The organism is Chryseobacterium sp. D764, assembly GCF_019317325.1.
In the GTDB taxonomy this organism is placed as follows: domain Bacteria; phylum Bacteroidota; class Bacteroidia; order Flavobacteriales; family Weeksellaceae; genus Chryseobacterium.
Genome location: NZ_CP079219.1, coordinates 3,748,407 through 3,765,183 on the forward strand (window position 1 = coordinate 3,748,407; position 16,777 = coordinate 3,765,183).

Annotated in this window: 29 protein-coding genes; 28 read left to right on the forward strand and 1 reads right to left on the reverse strand. The window is 35.3% G+C overall.

Going from position 1 to position 16,777, the window contains the following annotated elements:
- Positions 1-20 precede the first annotated feature (20 nt).
- From rplB to rplQ, 25 genes are all read left to right on the forward strand, one after another.
- Entirely contained in the window at positions 21-842 is an 822-nt protein-coding gene (gene rplB, locus KYG33_RS16980) for a 50S ribosomal protein L2 (RefSeq protein WP_047380579.1), read from the forward strand.
- Between the two features lie 2 nt (positions 843-844).
- Positions 845-1,123, forward strand: coding sequence for a 30S ribosomal protein S19 (gene rpsS / locus KYG33_RS16985; protein WP_034702850.1), 279 nt, complete (start codon positions 845-847; stop codon positions 1,121-1,123).
- 2 nt (positions 1,124-1,125) lie between these two features.
- Positions 1,126-1,524, forward strand: a complete 399-nt coding sequence (gene rplV / locus KYG33_RS16990; RefSeq protein ID WP_034694674.1) for a 50S ribosomal protein L22 — start codon at positions 1,126-1,128, stop codon at positions 1,522-1,524.
- A gap of 7 nt (positions 1,525-1,531) precedes the next feature.
- Positions 1,532-2,281: a 30S ribosomal protein S3 gene (rpsC, locus tag KYG33_RS16995; RefSeq protein ID WP_077413595.1), complete on the forward strand. Its 750-nt coding sequence runs from the start codon at positions 1,532-1,534 to the stop codon at positions 2,279-2,281.
- A 98-nt stretch (positions 2,282-2,379) separates the two neighbouring features.
- Entirely contained in the window at positions 2,380-2,805 is a 426-nt protein-coding gene (gene rplP / locus KYG33_RS17000) for a 50S ribosomal protein L16 (protein WP_077413596.1), read from the forward strand.
- Between the two features lie 12 nt (positions 2,806-2,817).
- Positions 2,818-3,003: a 50S ribosomal protein L29 gene (rpmC, locus tag KYG33_RS17005; protein ID WP_034694678.1), complete on the forward strand. Its 186-nt coding sequence runs from the start codon at positions 2,818-2,820 to the stop codon at positions 3,001-3,003.
- 12 nt (positions 3,004-3,015) lie between these two features.
- Positions 3,016-3,270, forward strand: coding sequence for a 30S ribosomal protein S17 (gene rpsQ, locus KYG33_RS17010; protein WP_027387210.1), 255 nt, complete (start codon positions 3,016-3,018; stop codon positions 3,268-3,270).
- A gap of 2 nt (positions 3,271-3,272) precedes the next feature.
- Complete coding sequence (rplN, locus tag KYG33_RS17015; RefSeq protein WP_002983226.1) at positions 3,273-3,641, forward strand: 50S ribosomal protein L14; 369 nt, start codon at positions 3,273-3,275, stop codon at positions 3,639-3,641.
- A 21-nt stretch (positions 3,642-3,662) separates the two neighbouring features.
- A complete protein-coding gene (gene rplX / locus KYG33_RS17020) occupies positions 3,663-3,989 on the forward strand; it encodes a 50S ribosomal protein L24 (RefSeq protein WP_047376572.1) in 327 nt (108 codons plus the stop codon).
- Between the two features lie 11 nt (positions 3,990-4,000).
- Positions 4,001-4,552 (forward strand): 50S ribosomal protein L5, encoded by a 552-nt coding sequence (rplE, locus tag KYG33_RS17025; protein WP_047380587.1) that lies wholly within the window; start codon positions 4,001-4,003, stop codon positions 4,550-4,552.
- A 3-nt stretch (positions 4,553-4,555) separates the two neighbouring features.
- Positions 4,556-4,825 (forward strand): 30S ribosomal protein S14, encoded by a 270-nt coding sequence (gene rpsN / locus KYG33_RS17030; protein ID WP_002983233.1) that lies wholly within the window; start codon positions 4,556-4,558, stop codon positions 4,823-4,825.
- Between the two features lie 146 nt (positions 4,826-4,971).
- Positions 4,972-5,370: a 30S ribosomal protein S8 gene (gene rpsH / locus KYG33_RS17035; RefSeq protein ID WP_047376575.1), complete on the forward strand. Its 399-nt coding sequence runs from the start codon at positions 4,972-4,974 to the stop codon at positions 5,368-5,370.
- A 17-nt stretch (positions 5,371-5,387) separates the two neighbouring features.
- Positions 5,388-5,933, forward strand: coding sequence for a 50S ribosomal protein L6 (gene rplF / locus KYG33_RS17040; protein WP_219072111.1), 546 nt, complete (start codon positions 5,388-5,390; stop codon positions 5,931-5,933).
- A gap of 15 nt (positions 5,934-5,948) precedes the next feature.
- The gene (gene rplR, locus KYG33_RS17045) at positions 5,949-6,302 is read left to right on the forward strand and encodes a 50S ribosomal protein L18 (RefSeq protein ID WP_077413597.1); all 354 of its coding nucleotides are present in this window, start codon (positions 5,949-5,951) and stop codon (positions 6,300-6,302) included.
- Between the two features lie 19 nt (positions 6,303-6,321).
- Entirely contained in the window at positions 6,322-6,843 is a 522-nt protein-coding gene (rpsE, locus tag KYG33_RS17050; RefSeq protein ID WP_047376577.1) for a 30S ribosomal protein S5, read from the forward strand.
- A gap of 10 nt (positions 6,844-6,853) precedes the next feature.
- Positions 6,854-7,030, forward strand: coding sequence for a 50S ribosomal protein L30 (gene rpmD, locus KYG33_RS17055; RefSeq protein WP_047376578.1), 177 nt, complete (start codon positions 6,854-6,856; stop codon positions 7,028-7,030).
- 20 nt (positions 7,031-7,050) lie between these two features.
- The gene (gene rplO, locus KYG33_RS17060) at positions 7,051-7,500 is read left to right on the forward strand and encodes a 50S ribosomal protein L15 (RefSeq protein ID WP_077413598.1); all 450 of its coding nucleotides are present in this window, start codon (positions 7,051-7,053) and stop codon (positions 7,498-7,500) included.
- 9 nt (positions 7,501-7,509) lie between these two features.
- The gene (secY, locus tag KYG33_RS17065; RefSeq protein ID WP_047376580.1) at positions 7,510-8,889 is read left to right on the forward strand and encodes a preprotein translocase subunit SecY; all 1,380 of its coding nucleotides are present in this window, start codon (positions 7,510-7,512) and stop codon (positions 8,887-8,889) included.
- Positions 8,890-8,892: 3 nt separating this feature from the next.
- Entirely contained in the window at positions 8,893-9,108 is a 216-nt protein-coding gene (gene infA, locus KYG33_RS17070) for a translation initiation factor IF-1 (protein ID WP_034684855.1), read from the forward strand.
- 62 nt (positions 9,109-9,170) lie between these two features.
- Complete coding sequence (gene rpmJ, locus KYG33_RS17075; protein WP_007839480.1) at positions 9,171-9,287, forward strand: 50S ribosomal protein L36; 117 nt, start codon at positions 9,171-9,173, stop codon at positions 9,285-9,287.
- A gap of 9 nt (positions 9,288-9,296) precedes the next feature.
- Complete coding sequence (rpsM, locus tag KYG33_RS17080; protein ID WP_034738759.1) at positions 9,297-9,674, forward strand: 30S ribosomal protein S13; 378 nt, start codon at positions 9,297-9,299, stop codon at positions 9,672-9,674.
- Positions 9,675-9,686: 12 nt separating this feature from the next.
- Entirely contained in the window at positions 9,687-10,076 is a 390-nt protein-coding gene (gene rpsK, locus KYG33_RS17085; protein WP_047376581.1) for a 30S ribosomal protein S11, read from the forward strand.
- A 19-nt stretch (positions 10,077-10,095) separates the two neighbouring features.
- Positions 10,096-10,704, forward strand: coding sequence for a 30S ribosomal protein S4 (gene rpsD / locus KYG33_RS17090; RefSeq protein ID WP_047096812.1), 609 nt, complete (start codon positions 10,096-10,098; stop codon positions 10,702-10,704).
- Positions 10,705-10,737: 33 nt separating this feature from the next.
- Positions 10,738-11,733 (forward strand): DNA-directed RNA polymerase subunit alpha, encoded by a 996-nt coding sequence (locus KYG33_RS17095; RefSeq protein ID WP_047376582.1) that lies wholly within the window; start codon positions 10,738-10,740, stop codon positions 11,731-11,733.
- A 6-nt stretch (positions 11,734-11,739) separates the two neighbouring features.
- Positions 11,740-12,261: a 50S ribosomal protein L17 gene (gene rplQ, locus KYG33_RS17100; RefSeq protein ID WP_077413599.1), complete on the forward strand. Its 522-nt coding sequence runs from the start codon at positions 11,740-11,742 to the stop codon at positions 12,259-12,261.
- Between the two features lie 103 nt (positions 12,262-12,364).
- Here rplQ and KYG33_RS17105 read toward each other — a convergent pair whose 3' ends face one another.
- Positions 12,365-12,799 carry a hypothetical protein gene (locus KYG33_RS17105; RefSeq protein ID WP_077413600.1) on the reverse strand — a complete coding sequence of 145 codons (435 nt, stop codon included), beginning with the start codon at positions 12,797-12,799 and terminating at the stop codon, positions 12,365-12,367.
- Between the two features lie 66 nt (positions 12,800-12,865).
- Between KYG33_RS17105 and KYG33_RS17110 the strand changes: the two genes are divergently transcribed.
- The 3 genes from KYG33_RS17110 (at position 12,866) to KYG33_RS17120 (ending at position 16,400) form a co-directional block, all read left to right on the forward strand.
- On the forward strand, positions 12,866-14,719 hold the full coding sequence (locus KYG33_RS17110) for a glycoside hydrolase family 35 protein (RefSeq protein WP_411267030.1): 1,854 nt from the start codon (positions 12,866-12,868) through the stop codon (positions 14,717-14,719).
- A 217-nt stretch (positions 14,720-14,936) separates the two neighbouring features.
- Positions 14,937-15,569, forward strand: coding sequence for a response regulator (locus KYG33_RS17115; RefSeq protein ID WP_077413601.1), 633 nt, complete (start codon positions 14,937-14,939; stop codon positions 15,567-15,569).
- Between the two features lie 6 nt (positions 15,570-15,575).
- Positions 15,576-16,400: a hypothetical protein gene (locus KYG33_RS17120; protein WP_077413602.1), complete on the forward strand. Its 825-nt coding sequence runs from the start codon at positions 15,576-15,578 to the stop codon at positions 16,398-16,400.
- The last annotated feature ends 377 nt before the right edge of the window (positions 16,401-16,777 follow it).

Consider the following 16,777-nt stretch of genomic DNA (forward strand, 5'->3'; position numbering starts at 1 on the left):
ATTAATTATAAATAATAGTAATGTCTGTTAGAAAATTAAAACCTATCACCCCGGGACAGAGATTCAGAATTGTAAACAATTTTGAAGAAATTACTACCAACAAACCAGAGAAATCTCTAACAGTTGGTATTAGTAAGTCAGGTGGACGTAACCAAACTGGTAAAATGACCATGCGTTACACCGGAGGTGGACACAAAAAGAAATACAGAATTATTGACTTCAAAAGAAACAAAGCAAACGTTGAAGCAACTGTAAAAACTGTAGAGTATGATCCAAACAGAACTGCATTTATCGCTTTATTAGAGTATGCTGATGGAGAGAAGAGATATATCATCGCTCCAAACGGTATCAAAGTTGATCAGAAGGTAGTATCAGGAGAAAGCGTTGAACCAAACGTAGGTAACGCAATGAAATTGAAAAACATTCCATTGGGTACTGTAATCTCTTGTGTTGAAATGAAACCTGGACAAGGTGCTATTTTAGCAAGAAGTGCTGGTTCTTCAGCTCAATTAACTTCTAGAGACGGTAAATATGCAATCATCAAGTTGCCTTCAGGAGAATCAAGAATGATCCTTACTGAATGTATGGCAATGATTGGTTCAGTTTCCAACTCAGATCACCAATTAACTGTATCTGGTAAGGCTGGTAGAAGCAGATGGTTAGGTAGAAGACCTAGAACAAGAGCTGTTGTAATGAACCCTGTAGATCACCCAATGGGAGGTGGTGAAGGACGTTCTTCAGGAGGTCACCCAAGATCTAGAAACGGTATGCCTGCTAAAGGGTACAAAACCAGAAAGAAAAATAAAGCGTCTAACCGTCATATCATATCTAAACGTAAATAATTATGGCAAGATCACTTAAAAAAGGACCATTCATTCATCATACTTTAGATAAGAAGGTTCAGACAAATATAGAGTCTGGTAAGAAGACAGTTATCAAAACTTGGTCTAGAGCATCAATGATCTCTCCAGACTTCGTAGGACAAACTATTGCAGTACACAACGGGAAATCTTTTATCCCTGTTTATGTTACAGAAAACATGGTTGGTCACAAGCTAGGCGAATTTTCTCCAACAAGATCTTTCAGAGGTCATGGTGGTAACAAAAACAAAGGAAGCAGATAATCATGGGATCAAGAAAAAGAGAAAGTGCATTAGCACGTAAATTGACAAACCAAGATGTAGTAAAAGCAATACACAATGATTGCCCATCTTCTCCAAGAAAAATGAGATTAGTAGCTGATATCATTAGAGGAGAACAGGTAGACAAAGCTTTATACATTCTAAAATATTCTAAAAAAGACGCATCTAACAAGTTAGAAAAAGTATTGCTTTCTGCAATGGCTAACTGGCAAACTAAAAACGAAGGTGCTGATATTGAAGAAGCTAATCTTATCGTTAAAGAAATTTTTGTAGACAGTGCAAGACAATTGAAGAGACTAAGACCAGCTCCACAAGGTAGAGGGTATAGAATCAGAAAAAGATCAAACCACATTACATTAATCTTAGGTAAAAAAGAAAATTAATCAAGGTATGGGACAGAAGACAAATCCAATTGGTAATAGATTAGGTATCATCAGAGGTTGGGATTCTAACTGGTTTGGTGGAAAAGATTATGGAGACAGAATCGCTGAAGACTACAAAATCAGAAGATACCTTGAGGCTAGATTATCTAAAGGTGGTATTTCAAAAATTTATATTGAAAGAACACTAAAATTAGTAACAGTTACAATTACTACTGCTAGACCGGGACTTATCATCGGTAAAGGAGGTCAGGAAGTTGATAAATTGAAAGAAGAATTGAAGAAACTTACTGGTAAGGATATTCAAATCAACATTTTCGAAATCAAAAGACCTGAATTAGATGCTGTATTAGTTGCTGATAGTATTTCTAAGCAAATTGAAAACAGAATTTCTTACAGAAGAGCTGTTAAAATGGCAATGGCAAGTACTATGAGAATGGGTGCTGAAGGTATCAAAGTTCAAATCTCTGGTAGATTGAACGGAGCTGAAATGGCAAGATCAGAATCTTTCAAAGACGGAAGAATTCCATTGTCAACTTTCAGAGCTGATATTGATTACCACTGGGCAGAAGCTCACACTACTTACGGTAGACTAGGTGTAAAAGTTTGGATCATGAAAGGTGAAGTTTACGGTAAAAGAGAACTTTCTCCACTAGTGGGACAACAGAAAAAAGGAGGTCAGTCAGACAGAGGAAACAGAGGTGGAGACAGAGACAACAGAAGACCTAGAAAAAACAACAACAATAACAATAATAATTAAAATTTTAGATTAGAAATTTTGAATTTTAAATTACCGTTACTTTTTTAAAATTAAAAAAAATCTAAAATCTAAAATCTAAAATCTAAAATTTAGAAATTATGTTACAACCAAAAAGAACCAAATTCCGTAGAGTTCACAAGATGAAGATGAAGGGGAATGCCCAGAGAGGTAGTCAACTTGCTTACGGAACTTTTGGGATCAAAGCAACGGAAGGAGCTTGGATCACTGCAAGACAGATTGAAGCAGCTCGTATTGCTGCGACAAGATATATGAAGAGAGAAGGTCAACTATGGATCAAAATCTTCCCAGATAAGCCAATTACTAAGAAACCAGCGGAAGTACGTATGGGTAAAGGTAAGGGTGCTGTTGAATATTGGGTAGCTGTAGTAAAACCAGGTAAAATTATGTTCGAAATCGGAGGTGTACCTTACGAAATCGCTAAGGAAGCTTTAAGGCTTGCTGCACAAAAATTACCAGTAGTTACTAGATTCATCGTTGCTAACGATTTTGTTAAACCTCTATAATCTTTGAATACAATGAAAAATGCTGATATTAAAAATTTAAGCGCGGGTGATATTCAAGCTCAATTAACTGAAGCAAAAGCTCAATATTCTAAATTGAAATTAGCTCATGCCATCAGCCCAATTGAAAACCCGATTCAAATCAGAGATTTGAGAAAAACAATCGCAAGACTAAACACTGAGTTAACTAACAAACAATAATTTCATTTTACAATGGATAGAAATTTAAGAAAAGAAAGAATCGGAGTGGTTTCCAGCAATAAAATGGAAAAAACTATTGTTGTTAGTGAAACTACAAGAGTAAAGCACCCGATGTACGGTAAATTCGTTTTGAAAACGAAAAAATATACTGCACACGACGAGAACAACGAATGCACAGAAGGTGATACAGTTTTGATCCAAGAAACTAGACCTATGAGCAAGAGCAAGAGATGGAGATTAGTAAGAATCATTGAAAAAGCTAAGTAATAATGTTACAAACAGAATCAAGATTAAAAGTTGCTGATAACACAGGTGCTAAAGAAGTACTAGTTATTAGAGTTCTGGGAGGAACCAGAAGAAGATATGCTTCAGTTGGTGATAAAATCGTTGTTACTATCAAGGATTCTACACCATCAGGAAATGCTAAAAAAGGTCAGGTATCTAAAGCTGTAGTAGTAAGAACTAAAAAAGCAGTAAGAAGAAAAGATGGTTCATACATCAAATTCGACGACAATGCTTGTGTATTACTAAACGCAGCGGGAGAAATGAGAGGAACGCGTGTTTTCGGACCAGTTGCTCGTGAGTTGAGAGACAAAGAATATATGAAAATCATTTCATTAGCTCCTGAAGTACTTTAATTTTAAAAATTTTTAAAAGAAATGTCAAAGTTAAAAATAAAAAGAGGAGATAACGTAATCATTACTACTGGTAAGAAAGATATCAAAGGTAAGACTGGTGAAGTTATTGAAGTGATTAAGAAAGAAGGAAAAGACCCTAGAGTAATCGTTGCAGGACTTAACATCGTTAAAAAACACGTTAAGCCTTCAGCTTCAAATCCTCAAGGAGGAATTACTGAAAAGGAAGCTTCTATTCATATCTCAAACGTAGCTTTAGTTGGTAAAGACGGAAAAGCTATCAAAATCGGTTACAAAATCGAAGGAGATAAGAAAGTGAGAGTTAACAAAAAAACGGGTGAAACTTTATAATTTGAATTAACATGGAATTTATAGCAAGACCCAAAAAAATATACAAAGAGCAAATTGTTCCTGCAATGATGGAAGAATTTGGGTACAAGTCTATCATGCAAGTACCTAGATTAGAGAAAATCGTTATATCGCAAGGTTTAGGAGATGCTACTGCAGATAAGAAAATTATTGATTATGCTGTAGAAGAACTAACAAACATTACAGGACAGAAAGCTGTAGGTACAATCTCTAAGAAAGATGAAGCTGCATTCAAACTAAGAAAAGGAATGCCTGTAGGAGCGAAAGTAACATTGAGAGCTCACAGAATGTATGAGTTCTTAGACAGACTTACTGCTTCTGCTTTACCACGTATCAGAGATTTCTCTGGTATCAAAGCAGATGGGTTCGATGGTAGAGGTAACTACAACTTAGGTATTACTGAGCAAATTATCTTCCCTGAAATCGTAATTGACAAAGTGAAAAAAATCCAAGGGATGGACATCACTTTCGTAACTACTGCGAAAACAGATAAAGAAGCTAAAGCATTATTAACTCACTTCGGTTTACCATTTAAAAAGAACTAAGAAATGGCTAAAGAATCAATGAAAGCGCGTGAGCGCAAAAGAGAAGCACTAGTTGCTAAATACGCTGCTAAAAGACAAGCTCTTAAAGAAGCTGGTGATTACGAAGGACTTCAAAAATTGCCTAAAAATGCTTCTCCTGTAAGATTGCACAACAGATGTAAACTAACAGGTAGACCAAGAGGGTACATGAGAACGTTTGGTATTTCCAGAGTAACTTTCAGAGAAATGGCAAACAACGGTCTTATCCCAGGTGTAAGAAAAGCTAGTTGGTAATAATTACTAATTAAAAATCGGGACAATTAAGTTGTCAGGATACTAAAGAACAATAATATCAGACCGAAGTTCTCTGAAGTCTGATATTTTTCTCTTCAAGTCTTTTCAATACTGATTGTCTTTAACCAATAATTTATAAAAGAAAAATGGTAACAGATCCAATTTCAGATTTCCTAACAAGAGTAAGGAACGCACAAAGCGCAGGCCACAAAGTGGTGGAAATTCCTGCATCGAAAATCAAAAAGGAGATTACTAAGATCCTATTTGATCAAGGGTATATCTTAAACTTCAAGTTTGAAGATAACGCTGTTCAAGGAGTGATCAAAATCGCTTTAAAGTACGATAAGCAAACTAACAAACCTGCTATTAAGTCTATTCAAAGAGCTTCAAGACCAGGTTTGAGACAGTACAAAGGTTCTACTGAACTTCCAAGAGTACTAAACGGTTTGGGTATTTCTATCATCTCTACTTCTAAAGGAGTAATGACTGACAAGAAAGCTAGAGAAGAGAAAGTAGGCGGTGAAGTAATCTGCTATGTTTATTAATTTTTAATCAGAGGAAAATGTCAAGAATTGGTAAAGCAATTATAACAATTCCAGCTGGAGTTACAGTCACTGAAAACAACGGTGTAGTAACTGTAAAAGGAGCAAAAGGAGAACTTTCTCAGGAGCTTACGGCAGGAATTACTTTAGAACAAAAAGATGGTGAGCTTAATGTAAACAGACCATCTGATTCTAAACAACACAAAGCGCTTCACGGTTTATACAGAGCGTTGATCGCCAACATGATCGTAGGTGTATCAGAAGGTTTCGAAAAGAAACTAGAACTAGTAGGGGTAGGATACAGAGCTTCTCACGCAGGTCAAAAACTTGAGTTAGCTTTAGGATTCTCTCACGGTATCGTATTAGAACTTCCAAGTGAAGTAAAAGTTGATACATTGACTGAAAAAGGTAAAAACCCAATTATTACTTTAGCGTCTCACGACAAACAACTTCTAGGAATGGTTACTGCAAAGATCCGTTCTTTCAGAAAGCCTGAGCCATACAAAGGAAAAGGTGTAAGATTCGTAGGAGAAATTGTTAGACGTAAAGCTGGTAAATCTGCTTAATAAATTATAAGTATTATGGCATTAAGTAAATTAGAAAAAAGAATAAGAATCAAAAGAAGAGTAAGAGGGAAAATCTCTGGATCTTCTGAATTGCCAAGATTATCTGTATATAAAAGTAATAAGGAAATTTACGCTCAGTTAATCGACGATAAAAATGGTAAAACTTTAGCATCAGCTTCTTCTAGAGAAAAAGGTGTAGACGCTAAAGGTACTAAGACTGAAATTTCTGCTGCTGTTGGTAAAGCTATCGCTGCTAAAGCTATCGCTGCAGGAATCGAAAGTATTGTATTTGACAGAAACGGTTTCGTATATCACGGTAGAGTAAAAGCTCTAGCTGATGGTGCGAGAGAAGGTGGACTTAAATTCTAATCATTAAATTTCGGAAAATATGTTAGGACTAGATAATATAGAAAGAGTAAAACCGGGAGGATTAGAATTAAAAGATCGTCTCGTAGCTGTTAACAGAGTAACAAAAGTAACTAAAGGGGGTAGAGCTTTCGGATTTTCTGCTATTGTTGTAGTAGGTAATGAAGAAGGTATTATCGGTTTTGGTTTAGGAAAATCTAAAGAGGTTGCTTCTGCAATTGCTAAAGCAGTTGAAGATGCTAAGAAAAATCTTGTGAAAGTTCCTGTAATGAACCATACTATTCCTCACCAAACTACTGCTAGATACGGTGGTGCAGATATCTTCTTAAGACCTGCTTCTCACGGTACAGGACTTATCGCCGGTGGTGCGGTAAGAGCGGTATTGGAATCTGCTGGTATTCACGATATCCTTTCAAAATCTAAAGGATCTTCTAACCCTCACAACGTGGTGAAAGCTACTTTCAAAGCGTTATTGGATATCAGAAGACCTGAAGAGATCGCAAGAATGAGAGGAATTTCTCTAAGTAAAGTGTTTAACGGTTAATATTAAAACAATGGCAACAATTAAAGTAAAGCAAGTAAGAAGCGCTATTGGTAGAACAAAAACCCAAAAGAGAACGCTTGAAGCATTAGGATTAAAAAAACTTCACCAAGTTGTAGAACATGAAGCTACTCCTTCTATCTTAGGAATGGTAGCTGCAGTAAGCCACTTACTTGAAGTTCAAAAATAATTTTATAAAAGAGAATTAAAATGAATTTAAACAATATACAACCTGCTGCAGGATCTACTTTCAACTCAAAAAGAATTGGTAGAGGTCAAGGTAGTGGAAAAGGAGGTACTTCAACAAAAGGACACAAAGGTCAGAAAGCTAGAGCTGGTTATTCTCAGAAAATCGGTTTCGAAGGTGGACAGATGCCTTTACAAAGAAGATTACCTAAATTCGGATTCAAAAACGTAAATAGAAAAGAGTTTAGAGGAATTAACCTTGATACTATTCAAACTTTAATCGAGAACAAATCCATCACTGGAGATATCACGAAAGAAGTTTTAGTAGAAAACGGGATAGTTTCTAAAAACGAATTAGTGAAAATTATGGGTAGAGGAGAATTGAAATCTGCGGTTTCAATCTCTGCTGACAAATTCACTAAGTCTGCTGAAGAGCTTATTGCTAAAGCAGGTGGAAAAGCAATTACCTTATAATACTTACTAATGAAAGAATTTATACAAACACTTAAAAATATATGGAGCCTAAAGGAGTTAAGAGATAAAATTCTCTTTACGTTAGGTATTATCCTTGTGTATAGATTCGCATCTTATATCTCACTTCCTGCAATTAACCTTGCAGAGGTGGGAGATCTCTTAGAGCATTATAAAAATCAAGGCGGTAACAAGCAAGGAGCAGGTCTCCTTGGCTTGCTTTCGTCGTTTACGGGGGGAGCTTTCAGCCACGCTTCCGTAATGGCGTTGGGTATCATGCCTTATATTTCTGCTTCTATTATTGTTCAGTTGATGGGAATGGCTATTCCTTATCTTCAGAAGCTTCAGAAAGATGGAGAGTCAGGTAGAAATACATTGAACCAAATTACAAGATGGTTAACAATTGGAGTTTGTCTGGTACAGGCACCTTCTTATTTAACTTCTATTACTCAATTATTCTTACCGTATGCTCAGTTCCAATCTGCATATTTTGTAGAGCCAAATTCTATCATGTTCTGGTTGCCAAGTATTGTTATCTTGGTTGCTGGTTCAGTATTCGCAATGTGGTTAGGTGAAAAGATTACCGACAAAGGAATCGGAAATGGTATTTCCATCCTTATTATGGTGGGAATCCTTTCAAGATTACCTGAAGCATTCGTACAGGAGATGGCCGTGCAGAACGGAAAAGGAGGAATGGGATCTATCATGATCCTTATTGAAGTATTATTCTGGATGGTAGTTGTTCTTTTAGCCGTGATTTTATCTGTGGCTGTTAGAAAAATTCCAATTCAGTATGTAAGCAGAGCTCAAGCAAGAGGAGGTGTAAACAAAAATCTTATGCAGGGCGCAAGACAATGGATTCCGTTGAAAGTAAATGCTGCTGGTGTAATGCCGATTATCTTTGCTCAGGCATTGATGTTCGTACCAGGATTATTAACAAAATTCGATGAGTCTAACACTTTTCTTGCAGGTTTCAAGAATGTTTTTAGCTGGCAGTACAATGTATTGTTTGCGCTATTAATTATTATCTTCTCGTTTTTCTATACTGCAATTACAATTCCGGTGAACCAAATGGCTGATGATTTGAAGAGAAATGGAGGTTTAGTACCGAAAGTAAGACCAGGGAAAGAGACAGCAGATTACTTAGATGATATTTTATCAAAAATTACCTTGCCAGGTGCAATTTTTTTATCTATCTTTGCAGTCCTTCCGGCAATTGTGCATGGAAGCTTTGTTCAGACAGATGCGTTTGCCTTATTTTTCGGGGGAACGTCACTATTAATTATGGTAGGTGTAATTTTAGATACCGTTCAACAGATTAATACATATCTGCTGAATCATCACTATGATGGCTTAATGCAGTCTAAACTGTCTAGAACGACTGGATATTAATTTATGGCAAAACAAAAACATATTGAACAAGACGGCGTTATAACGGAAGCACTTTCGAACGCTCAGTTCCGTGTAGAACTTGAAAATGGGCATATTCTTATCGCTCATATTTCAGGTAAAATGCGAATGCACTATATTAAACTTTTACCTGGTGATAAGGTAAAACTAGAAATGTCTCCCTACGATTTAACAAAAGGGAGGATCACATTTAGATATTAAAACAATTAGCCAAATGGAATACACTTTCCATTTGGCATTTGTAAAAAATAAATACTATCAAAATGAAAGTAAGAGCATCAATTAAAAAAAGAAGCGCTGATTGCAAAATCGTACGCAGAAAAGGTGTACTATTCGTAATCAACAAGAAGAACCCAAAATTTAAACAAAGACAAGGCTAACATTAAATTATGGCGAGAATTGCAGGTATTGATTTACCAAAAAACAAAAGAGGTGTTATCGGTTTAACTTACATCTATGGAGTAGGAAGAAATACTTCTTCCGAAATCCTTAAAGCTGCCGGTATCAGCGAAGACAAGAAAGTCAACGAATGGAATGACGATGAATTGGCTGCAATCAGAACATATATCTCTGAAAACGTTAAAGTAGAAGGAGAATTAAGATCTGAAGTGCAATTGAACATCAAGAGATTGATGGACATAGGATGCCAACGAGGAATACGTCACAGACTAGGATTACCTTTAAGAGGCCAGAGAACGAAAAACAACTCTAGAACCCGTAAAGGAAAGAGAAAAACAGTTGCTAACAAGAAAAAGGCAAGTAAATAATCGTTAGGAATTATGGCAAAACAAAGTAAAGTAGTTAAAAAAAGAAAAGTAAAAGTTGAAGCTATTGGTGAAGCACATATTCAAGCTTCTTTCAATAACATCATCATTTCTTTAACAAATAAAAGTGGAGAGGTTATCTCTTGGGCATCTGCCGGTAAAATGGGATTCAGAGGTTCTAAAAAGAACACTCCTTTTGCTGCTCAAATGGCAGCTGAAAATTGCTCTGCTGTAGCTCATGAAGCTGGATTAAGAAGAGTAAAGGTGTTTGTGAAAGGTCCAGGTGCAGGTAGAGAATCTGCAATCAGATCTATTCACAATTCAGGAATTGAAGTTAGCGAAATCATTGATGTGACTCCAATGCCGCACAATGGATGTAGACCACCAAAAAGAAGAAGAGTTTAATTTTTAGAATTTACCCATTATGGCAAGATATATTGGACCTAAAACTAAGATTGCTAGAAAGTTTGGTGCTGCAATCTACGGAGATGATAAAAACTTCGAAAAAAGAAAAAACCAACCGCCAGGACAACACGGTCCTAACAAAAGAAGAGGTGCTAAAAAATCAGAATATGCAGTTCAGTTAGCTGAAAAACAAAAAGCTAAATATACTTACGGTATTTTAGAAAGACAGTTTGCTAACTTATTTGAAAAAGCACACAGAAGCAAAGGAGTAACAGGGGAAGTTCTATTACAACTTTGTGAATCAAGATTGGATAACGTAGTGTACAGATTAGGTTTTGCTAAAACTAGATCTGGTGCAAGACAATTAGTTTCTCACAGACACATCACTGTGAACGGAGAAATTCTTAATATCCCTTCTTACTTGGTAAAAGCTGGTGATGTAATCACTGTAAGAGAAAAGTCTAAGTCTCTTGAGGTTGTTACCAATGCATTGGCTTCTAAGTCAAACTATGAGTGGTTACAATTCAACGATGAGAAGAAAGAAGGTACTTTCATTTCTGCTCCTGAAAGAATCCAAATTCCGGAGGACATTAAGGAGAACCTTATCGTGGAACTTTACTCTAAATAATTTTTTAATCAAATTTTTGCTCAACCCAATAATATGGCAATTTTACAATTCATAAAACCCGATAAAGTAATTTTACTTAACTCTGATGAATTTAAAGGTCAATTCGAATTCAGACCTTTAGAACCAGGTTTCGGGCTTACAATCGGTAATGCTTTGAGAAGAGTGTTGCTTTCTTCTCTGGAAGGATACGCTATTTCATCTATCAAAATAGAAGGTGTAGAGCACGAATTTTCAACTATTCCAGGAGTAATCGAAGATGTTACCGAAATTATTCTTAACCTTAAGCAGGTAAGATTAAAAGCTGCAGCAGAAGGCCAGGCTAACGAGCAGGTTGTTGCTAAAGTTTCAGGTCAGACGGTTATTACTGCTGGTGATTTAGGAAAGTCTATCAATGGATTTGAGGTTTTAAACCCAGATTTAGTGATTTGCAACCTAAACAGTGATGTAACTTTCGAAATTACTTTCAATATTGAAAAAGGCAGAGGGTATGTGCCTTCTGAACAAAATAAGTCAAACAATGCTCCTGTAGGAACTATTGCTATCGACTCTATTTTTACGCCGATCAAGAAAGTACAATATAGCATTGAAAATTATCGTGTAGAGCAAAAAACAGACTACGAAAAACTTGTATTAGATATAGAAACTGATGGGTCTATCAGCCCTCAAAATGCTTTAACAGAAGCTTCTAAGATATTAATTTATCACTTCATGCTATTCTCTGATGAGAGAATCACGCTTGAAACTGAAGCTGTAAAAGCATCTATCCAGTACGATGAAGAAACACTTCACACAAGACAACTTCTTAAGTCTAAATTAGCAGATATGGATCTTTCTGTAAGAGCCCTTAACTGTCTAAAAGCAGCTGAAGTAGAAACTCTTGGAGAATTAGTTTCTTACAGTAAGTCTGATTTGATGAAATTCAGAAATTTTGGTAAAAAATCTTTGACAGAACTAGAAGAATTAGTGCATTCAAAAGGTCTTAACTTCGGTTTCGACGTTGCAAAATATAAGTTAGACGCTGATAAATAATTAATAATGAGACACGGTAAAAAATTCAATCACTTAGGAAGAACAGCTTCTCACAGAAGTGCTTTACTTTCTAATATGGCTTGTTCTCTAATTGAGCATAAAAGAATCAACACTACTGTAGCTAAAGCTAAAGCTTTAAGAGTATATGTTGAGCCTCTATTAACAAAAGCAAAAGAAGATACTACACACAACAGAAGAATAGTATTCTCTTATCTTCAAAATAAATTTGCGGTTGCTGAATTATTCAGAACTGTAGCTCCTAAAATCGCTGAAAGAAACGGTGGTTATACAAGAATCATTAAGACAGGTTTCAGACCAGGTGATGCTGCTGATATGGCTCTTATCGAATTAGTAGATTTCAACGAGCTTTACAATCCTAATGCTGAAGAGAAAAAAGCTACAAGAAGAAGCAGAAGATCAACTGCTACTACAAAAAAAGCTGAAGCAGTAGTTGCTGATGCTCCTGTAGTAGAAGAAAAAGTAGAAGAAGCTAAAGCTGATACTACTGAAGAAAAAACTGAAGAATAATATTCATTCAGATATATAAAAAAAACCATCCGGAATCCGGATGGTTTTTTTATTTTCATTACTTAGAATAAAATGTCCCTCTATATTGAGGGACATTGCTATTTTAGATCTTTGTTCTTTTCAATTCAATAAGATTATTACCCTGTTCAAGGTGAAGGCTGTCTCCTTTTACCCTTGCTGTCATATCATCTTTCTTGTAAATTGTTTCACCACCCTTGGTTTCTGTCTTAGGTAATGTAAATGTTTTCTTGTTGCTGGTAATGGCTACTGTACTTTCTTTCGGATCGTTTTTGAATACTACTTTCACTAATGTTCCGTCTGTAGCTTTATAAACAAAATCTGTTTTTTCAATTTTCTGTCCGTTTACATCTACTGTAGAAGAACTTTGTGTTAACGAATCTATTTTTCCATTGTTATCTGTAACTACAGTTGTTGAGCTGTCTGTTTTGATAACACTTTTATTTCCACTCTCATTTTTTTTGCAGCCGATAGCTGTTAATGTAAGTACAGCACCTAGTGCTAAAAGACTTTTTTTCATGATTATATTATTTGATATTCAATATGATTTTTATATTTTAATTTTACAAAAATCATGCCTTACAATATGAGAAATTTTAGTCATTATTTATACATAATTCTTTTCTTTTTCTCCTTTAATACTATGTTTTCACAAAAAGGAAATTTTGAAATTAAGGATGGACATTTCATCTTAAATGGGAAACCGTTCACAGTGTATTCCGGGGAGATGCACTATCCGAGGGTTCCGTCAGAATACTGGAAGCACCGGCTGGAGATGATGAAAGCAATGGGTTTGAATACGGTTACCACTTATGTTTTTTGGAATTATCATGAAGAGGCTCCAGGAAAATGGAATTTTTCGGGTGAAAAAGATTTGAAGAAGTTTATAAAAACAGCACAAGAAGTCGGTTTGTATGTTATTATTCGACCGGGACCCTACGTTTGTGCGGAATGGGAATTTGGTGGGTATCCTTGGTGGCTGCAAAAATATAAAGATCTTGAGATAAGAAGAGATAATAAAGCTTTTCTGGAAGAATGCCGAAAATATATTAATCAGCTGGCAAAACAAATAGTACCCATGCAGATGAGTAATGGTGGTCCGGTGATTATGGTTCAGGCTGAAAATGAGTTTGGTTCCTATGTTGCCCAAAGAAAAGATATTCCTCTCGAAGAGCATAGAAAATACAGCCACAAGATAAAAGAAATGCTTTTGAACAGCGGAGTTTCGGTTCCGTTATTTACTTCAGATGGAAGCTCACTTTTTAAAGGCGGTTCTATTGAAGGAGCGATACCAACAGCAAACGGGGAAGGTGATATTGATATTTTAAAGAAAAGCATCAATGAATATAATGGAGGACAGGGTCCTTACATGGTTGCCGAATACTACCCCGGATGGCTGGATCATTGGGCAGAACCTTTTGTTAAGGTTTCTACAGAAGAAGTGGTAAAGCAAACAGAGCTGTATATAAAAAATGGAATTTCTTTTAATTATTATATGATTCATGGCGGAACCAACTTTGGATTTACCAGCGGTGCAAATTACGATAGGGATCATGATATCCAGCCGGATCTTACAAGCTATGATTATGATGCTCCCATCAGTGAAGCAGGATGGGCTACTCCAAAATATAATGCGCTGAGAGAAGTTTTCCAAAAAATACATCAGAATAAGCTTCCTGATGTTCCAAAGCCAATGAAAGTCATCACTATTCCCACTATTAAATTTTCAAAAATAAATTGCCTCTTTGATCTTACTGATCGTCAGAAACCTGTTGTGAGTGATAAACCGCTTACATTTGAAGATTTGAATATCAGAAACGGATATGTTCTCTACAGAAGAAAATTTGATAATGATACGAAAGGAAAATTAGAGATAAAAGGATTACGTGATTATGCCAACATATACATCAATGGCAGATGGAAAGGAGAATTGAACAGGGTGAACAAAAAATATGATCTTGATATTGAAATTAAATCAGGAGACCGATTGGAAATTCTGGTTGAAAATATGGGTAGGATCAATTATGGAGCAGAGATTGTCCATAATTTAAAAGGCATTATCAGTCCAGTAAAAATCAACGGAACTGAAGTCTCCGGAAACTGGGAAATGCTTCCAATGCCTTTCGATACTTTTCCCAAACATACTTTTAAACAAAAAGAGATTGCAGCTCACTCACCCGTAATTCAGGAAGCTGAATTTACACTTGATGAGACAGGAGATACTTTTCTTGACATGAGAAATTTTGGAAAAGGAATTGTTTTTATCAACGGAAAAAATGCAGGAAGATACTGGAGTAAAGTAGGGCCGCAGCTGACTCTTTACATTCCTGGAGTTTGGTTGAAGAAAGGCAGGAATCTGATTCAAATCTTCGAACAAATTGAATCTCATAATACAGTAAGCAGCATTGATCATCCTATACTTGATTGTCTTGTGGAATAATTCTCTGTTTTAAAGGTTTTATTACGACTTTGTGACTTGTGTTTTAATTTATTATGAAATAGTTATATTAATATTGGTTTTTAAATGAGAAATTGATTAAATTTAATAGAGCTAAAAAAACTTAACCATAATTACAAACTCCAAAATCAATATTACACAAAGGTGTAATTGATTTCAATTTGTTTTCTGTTGAAATTTGCTACAAAGAAACAAAGTCATGAGCATTTCCATCGCCATAGTAGAGGACGAAAAAAACTACAACAATGCGTTGAAGAAAGTCATCAATTACCAACAGGATATGAAGGTAATTGCTCAGTTTTTTGATGGAAATGATGCCATGCAAAACCTCCCCGCTATTTCCCCGGACGTAGTGATGATGGATATCCAGTTACAAGATATGCTGGGAATTGAAATCATAGAAAAACTGCGAAAAGACATGCCCAATACACAATTTATCATGTGTACCAGCTTTGATGATGATGAGAAGATTTTTAATTCTTTAAAAGCTGGTGCGATGGGCTATCTTGTAAAAGGAGAAAGTATGGATAAAATCCTTTCTTCAATCCGTGATGTATATCAGGGTGGAGCTCCTATGAGTTTTTCCATTGCCCGAAGAGTTCTCAGACATTTTGAACGAAAACTTCCCGAAATTAAAGGCTTCGATGAACTTACAGTGCGTGAAAAAGAAATTCTTGACCTTCTTTCGGAGGGACTTCTTTATAAAGAGATCGCAGACAAAAAATGTATCAGCATTGATACAGTAAAAAAACATGTCGGAAATATCTACAGAAAACTTCACGTAAACAATAAAGTGGAGGCTATTAATAAATTTAACCAATCAAAAAACTAAGAAACAATGGAAAAAGAATTGCATGATTTTAAATGTGCTTTGGAAGCTGAGATTATTGCTAAGCAAAAGGCAGGAGCAATTAAGGATTTCTATGAAATGAAGGAGTTTACAGAACGTGAGCAATGGATAAAGGATTATATTACAAAGAATGGTGTGGAATTTTTCGTAACACATCCTATAGGAGATGAAGAATTTATAAAGAACAGAGAATTGTTTGAACAGCGGGCTCCTGATATTACTCAAGAATTGTACATAGATTTTAATTTATTTGAAACCCTTGTAAGAGACCATTTGAATGAGGGGTATACAATAATGAAGATCTCTTTTAGACAACTTCCAGAGAATGAAATTAGTGAATTTTCCAGAATCATGCCTGAAAATCAATCATCACTGAAAAGTATAGAAGGATATTTATATGCAAGCCTTTCCTTCCATGAGGCATCAGATACAACCAAACTGGATAAACATTATTTTGTTTTTAACCTGGATAGATATTATGAGGTAGATGAAAACCATTTGAGACGCTTTGATAATACAGATTTAGGGAGAATCCTCACTAACGTATCCAATGACGCTTATGTAGCAAACTGTATACGTTATGAGTTGATCCTTGTAAAACAGTACATTGATAGAATACACATGTATTTGGAAGGTTGCCTTAAAAAAAATATTTCTAGACTTGACTTCATACCATGTATTGGAAGAAAAAAGACGGTAAGTTTTGGAAGTGGGAAACAGTCAATATATCTTGCAACCATGCCATCAGATAATAATAAACAATTACTTAGCGCAGATTTTCCATATTACGATCAGGGAAGTTTAGAGCCATAAGATGCTTATTACAGCTTACTATATAATTTCTTTTATTGTTTTAATAAAAGGTCTAATAGTTTTGAGAGGAAGAAAATTGTCCTCTCAAGACTATTTTTTGTTGTATCTGGTCGTAAATTTTGTTGTAGATTTTTTTTCAGAAATTAATATTATTTCAACCAGATCAATTCAGTATAATTATCTGAATCTTTTCAATACTTTCTATTTTATCATTTTTTATTTTCGACATATTAAAAACAAGAAAATAGCTCTTACGATATCTACCATCATTGTAATAGTAATACTATTGAATATTGAGCTTTTTTATGTTGATAAATATAATTTGAATATTGCTGTCACATATTGTGTTATCAATATATTACAGGTATTATATTGGT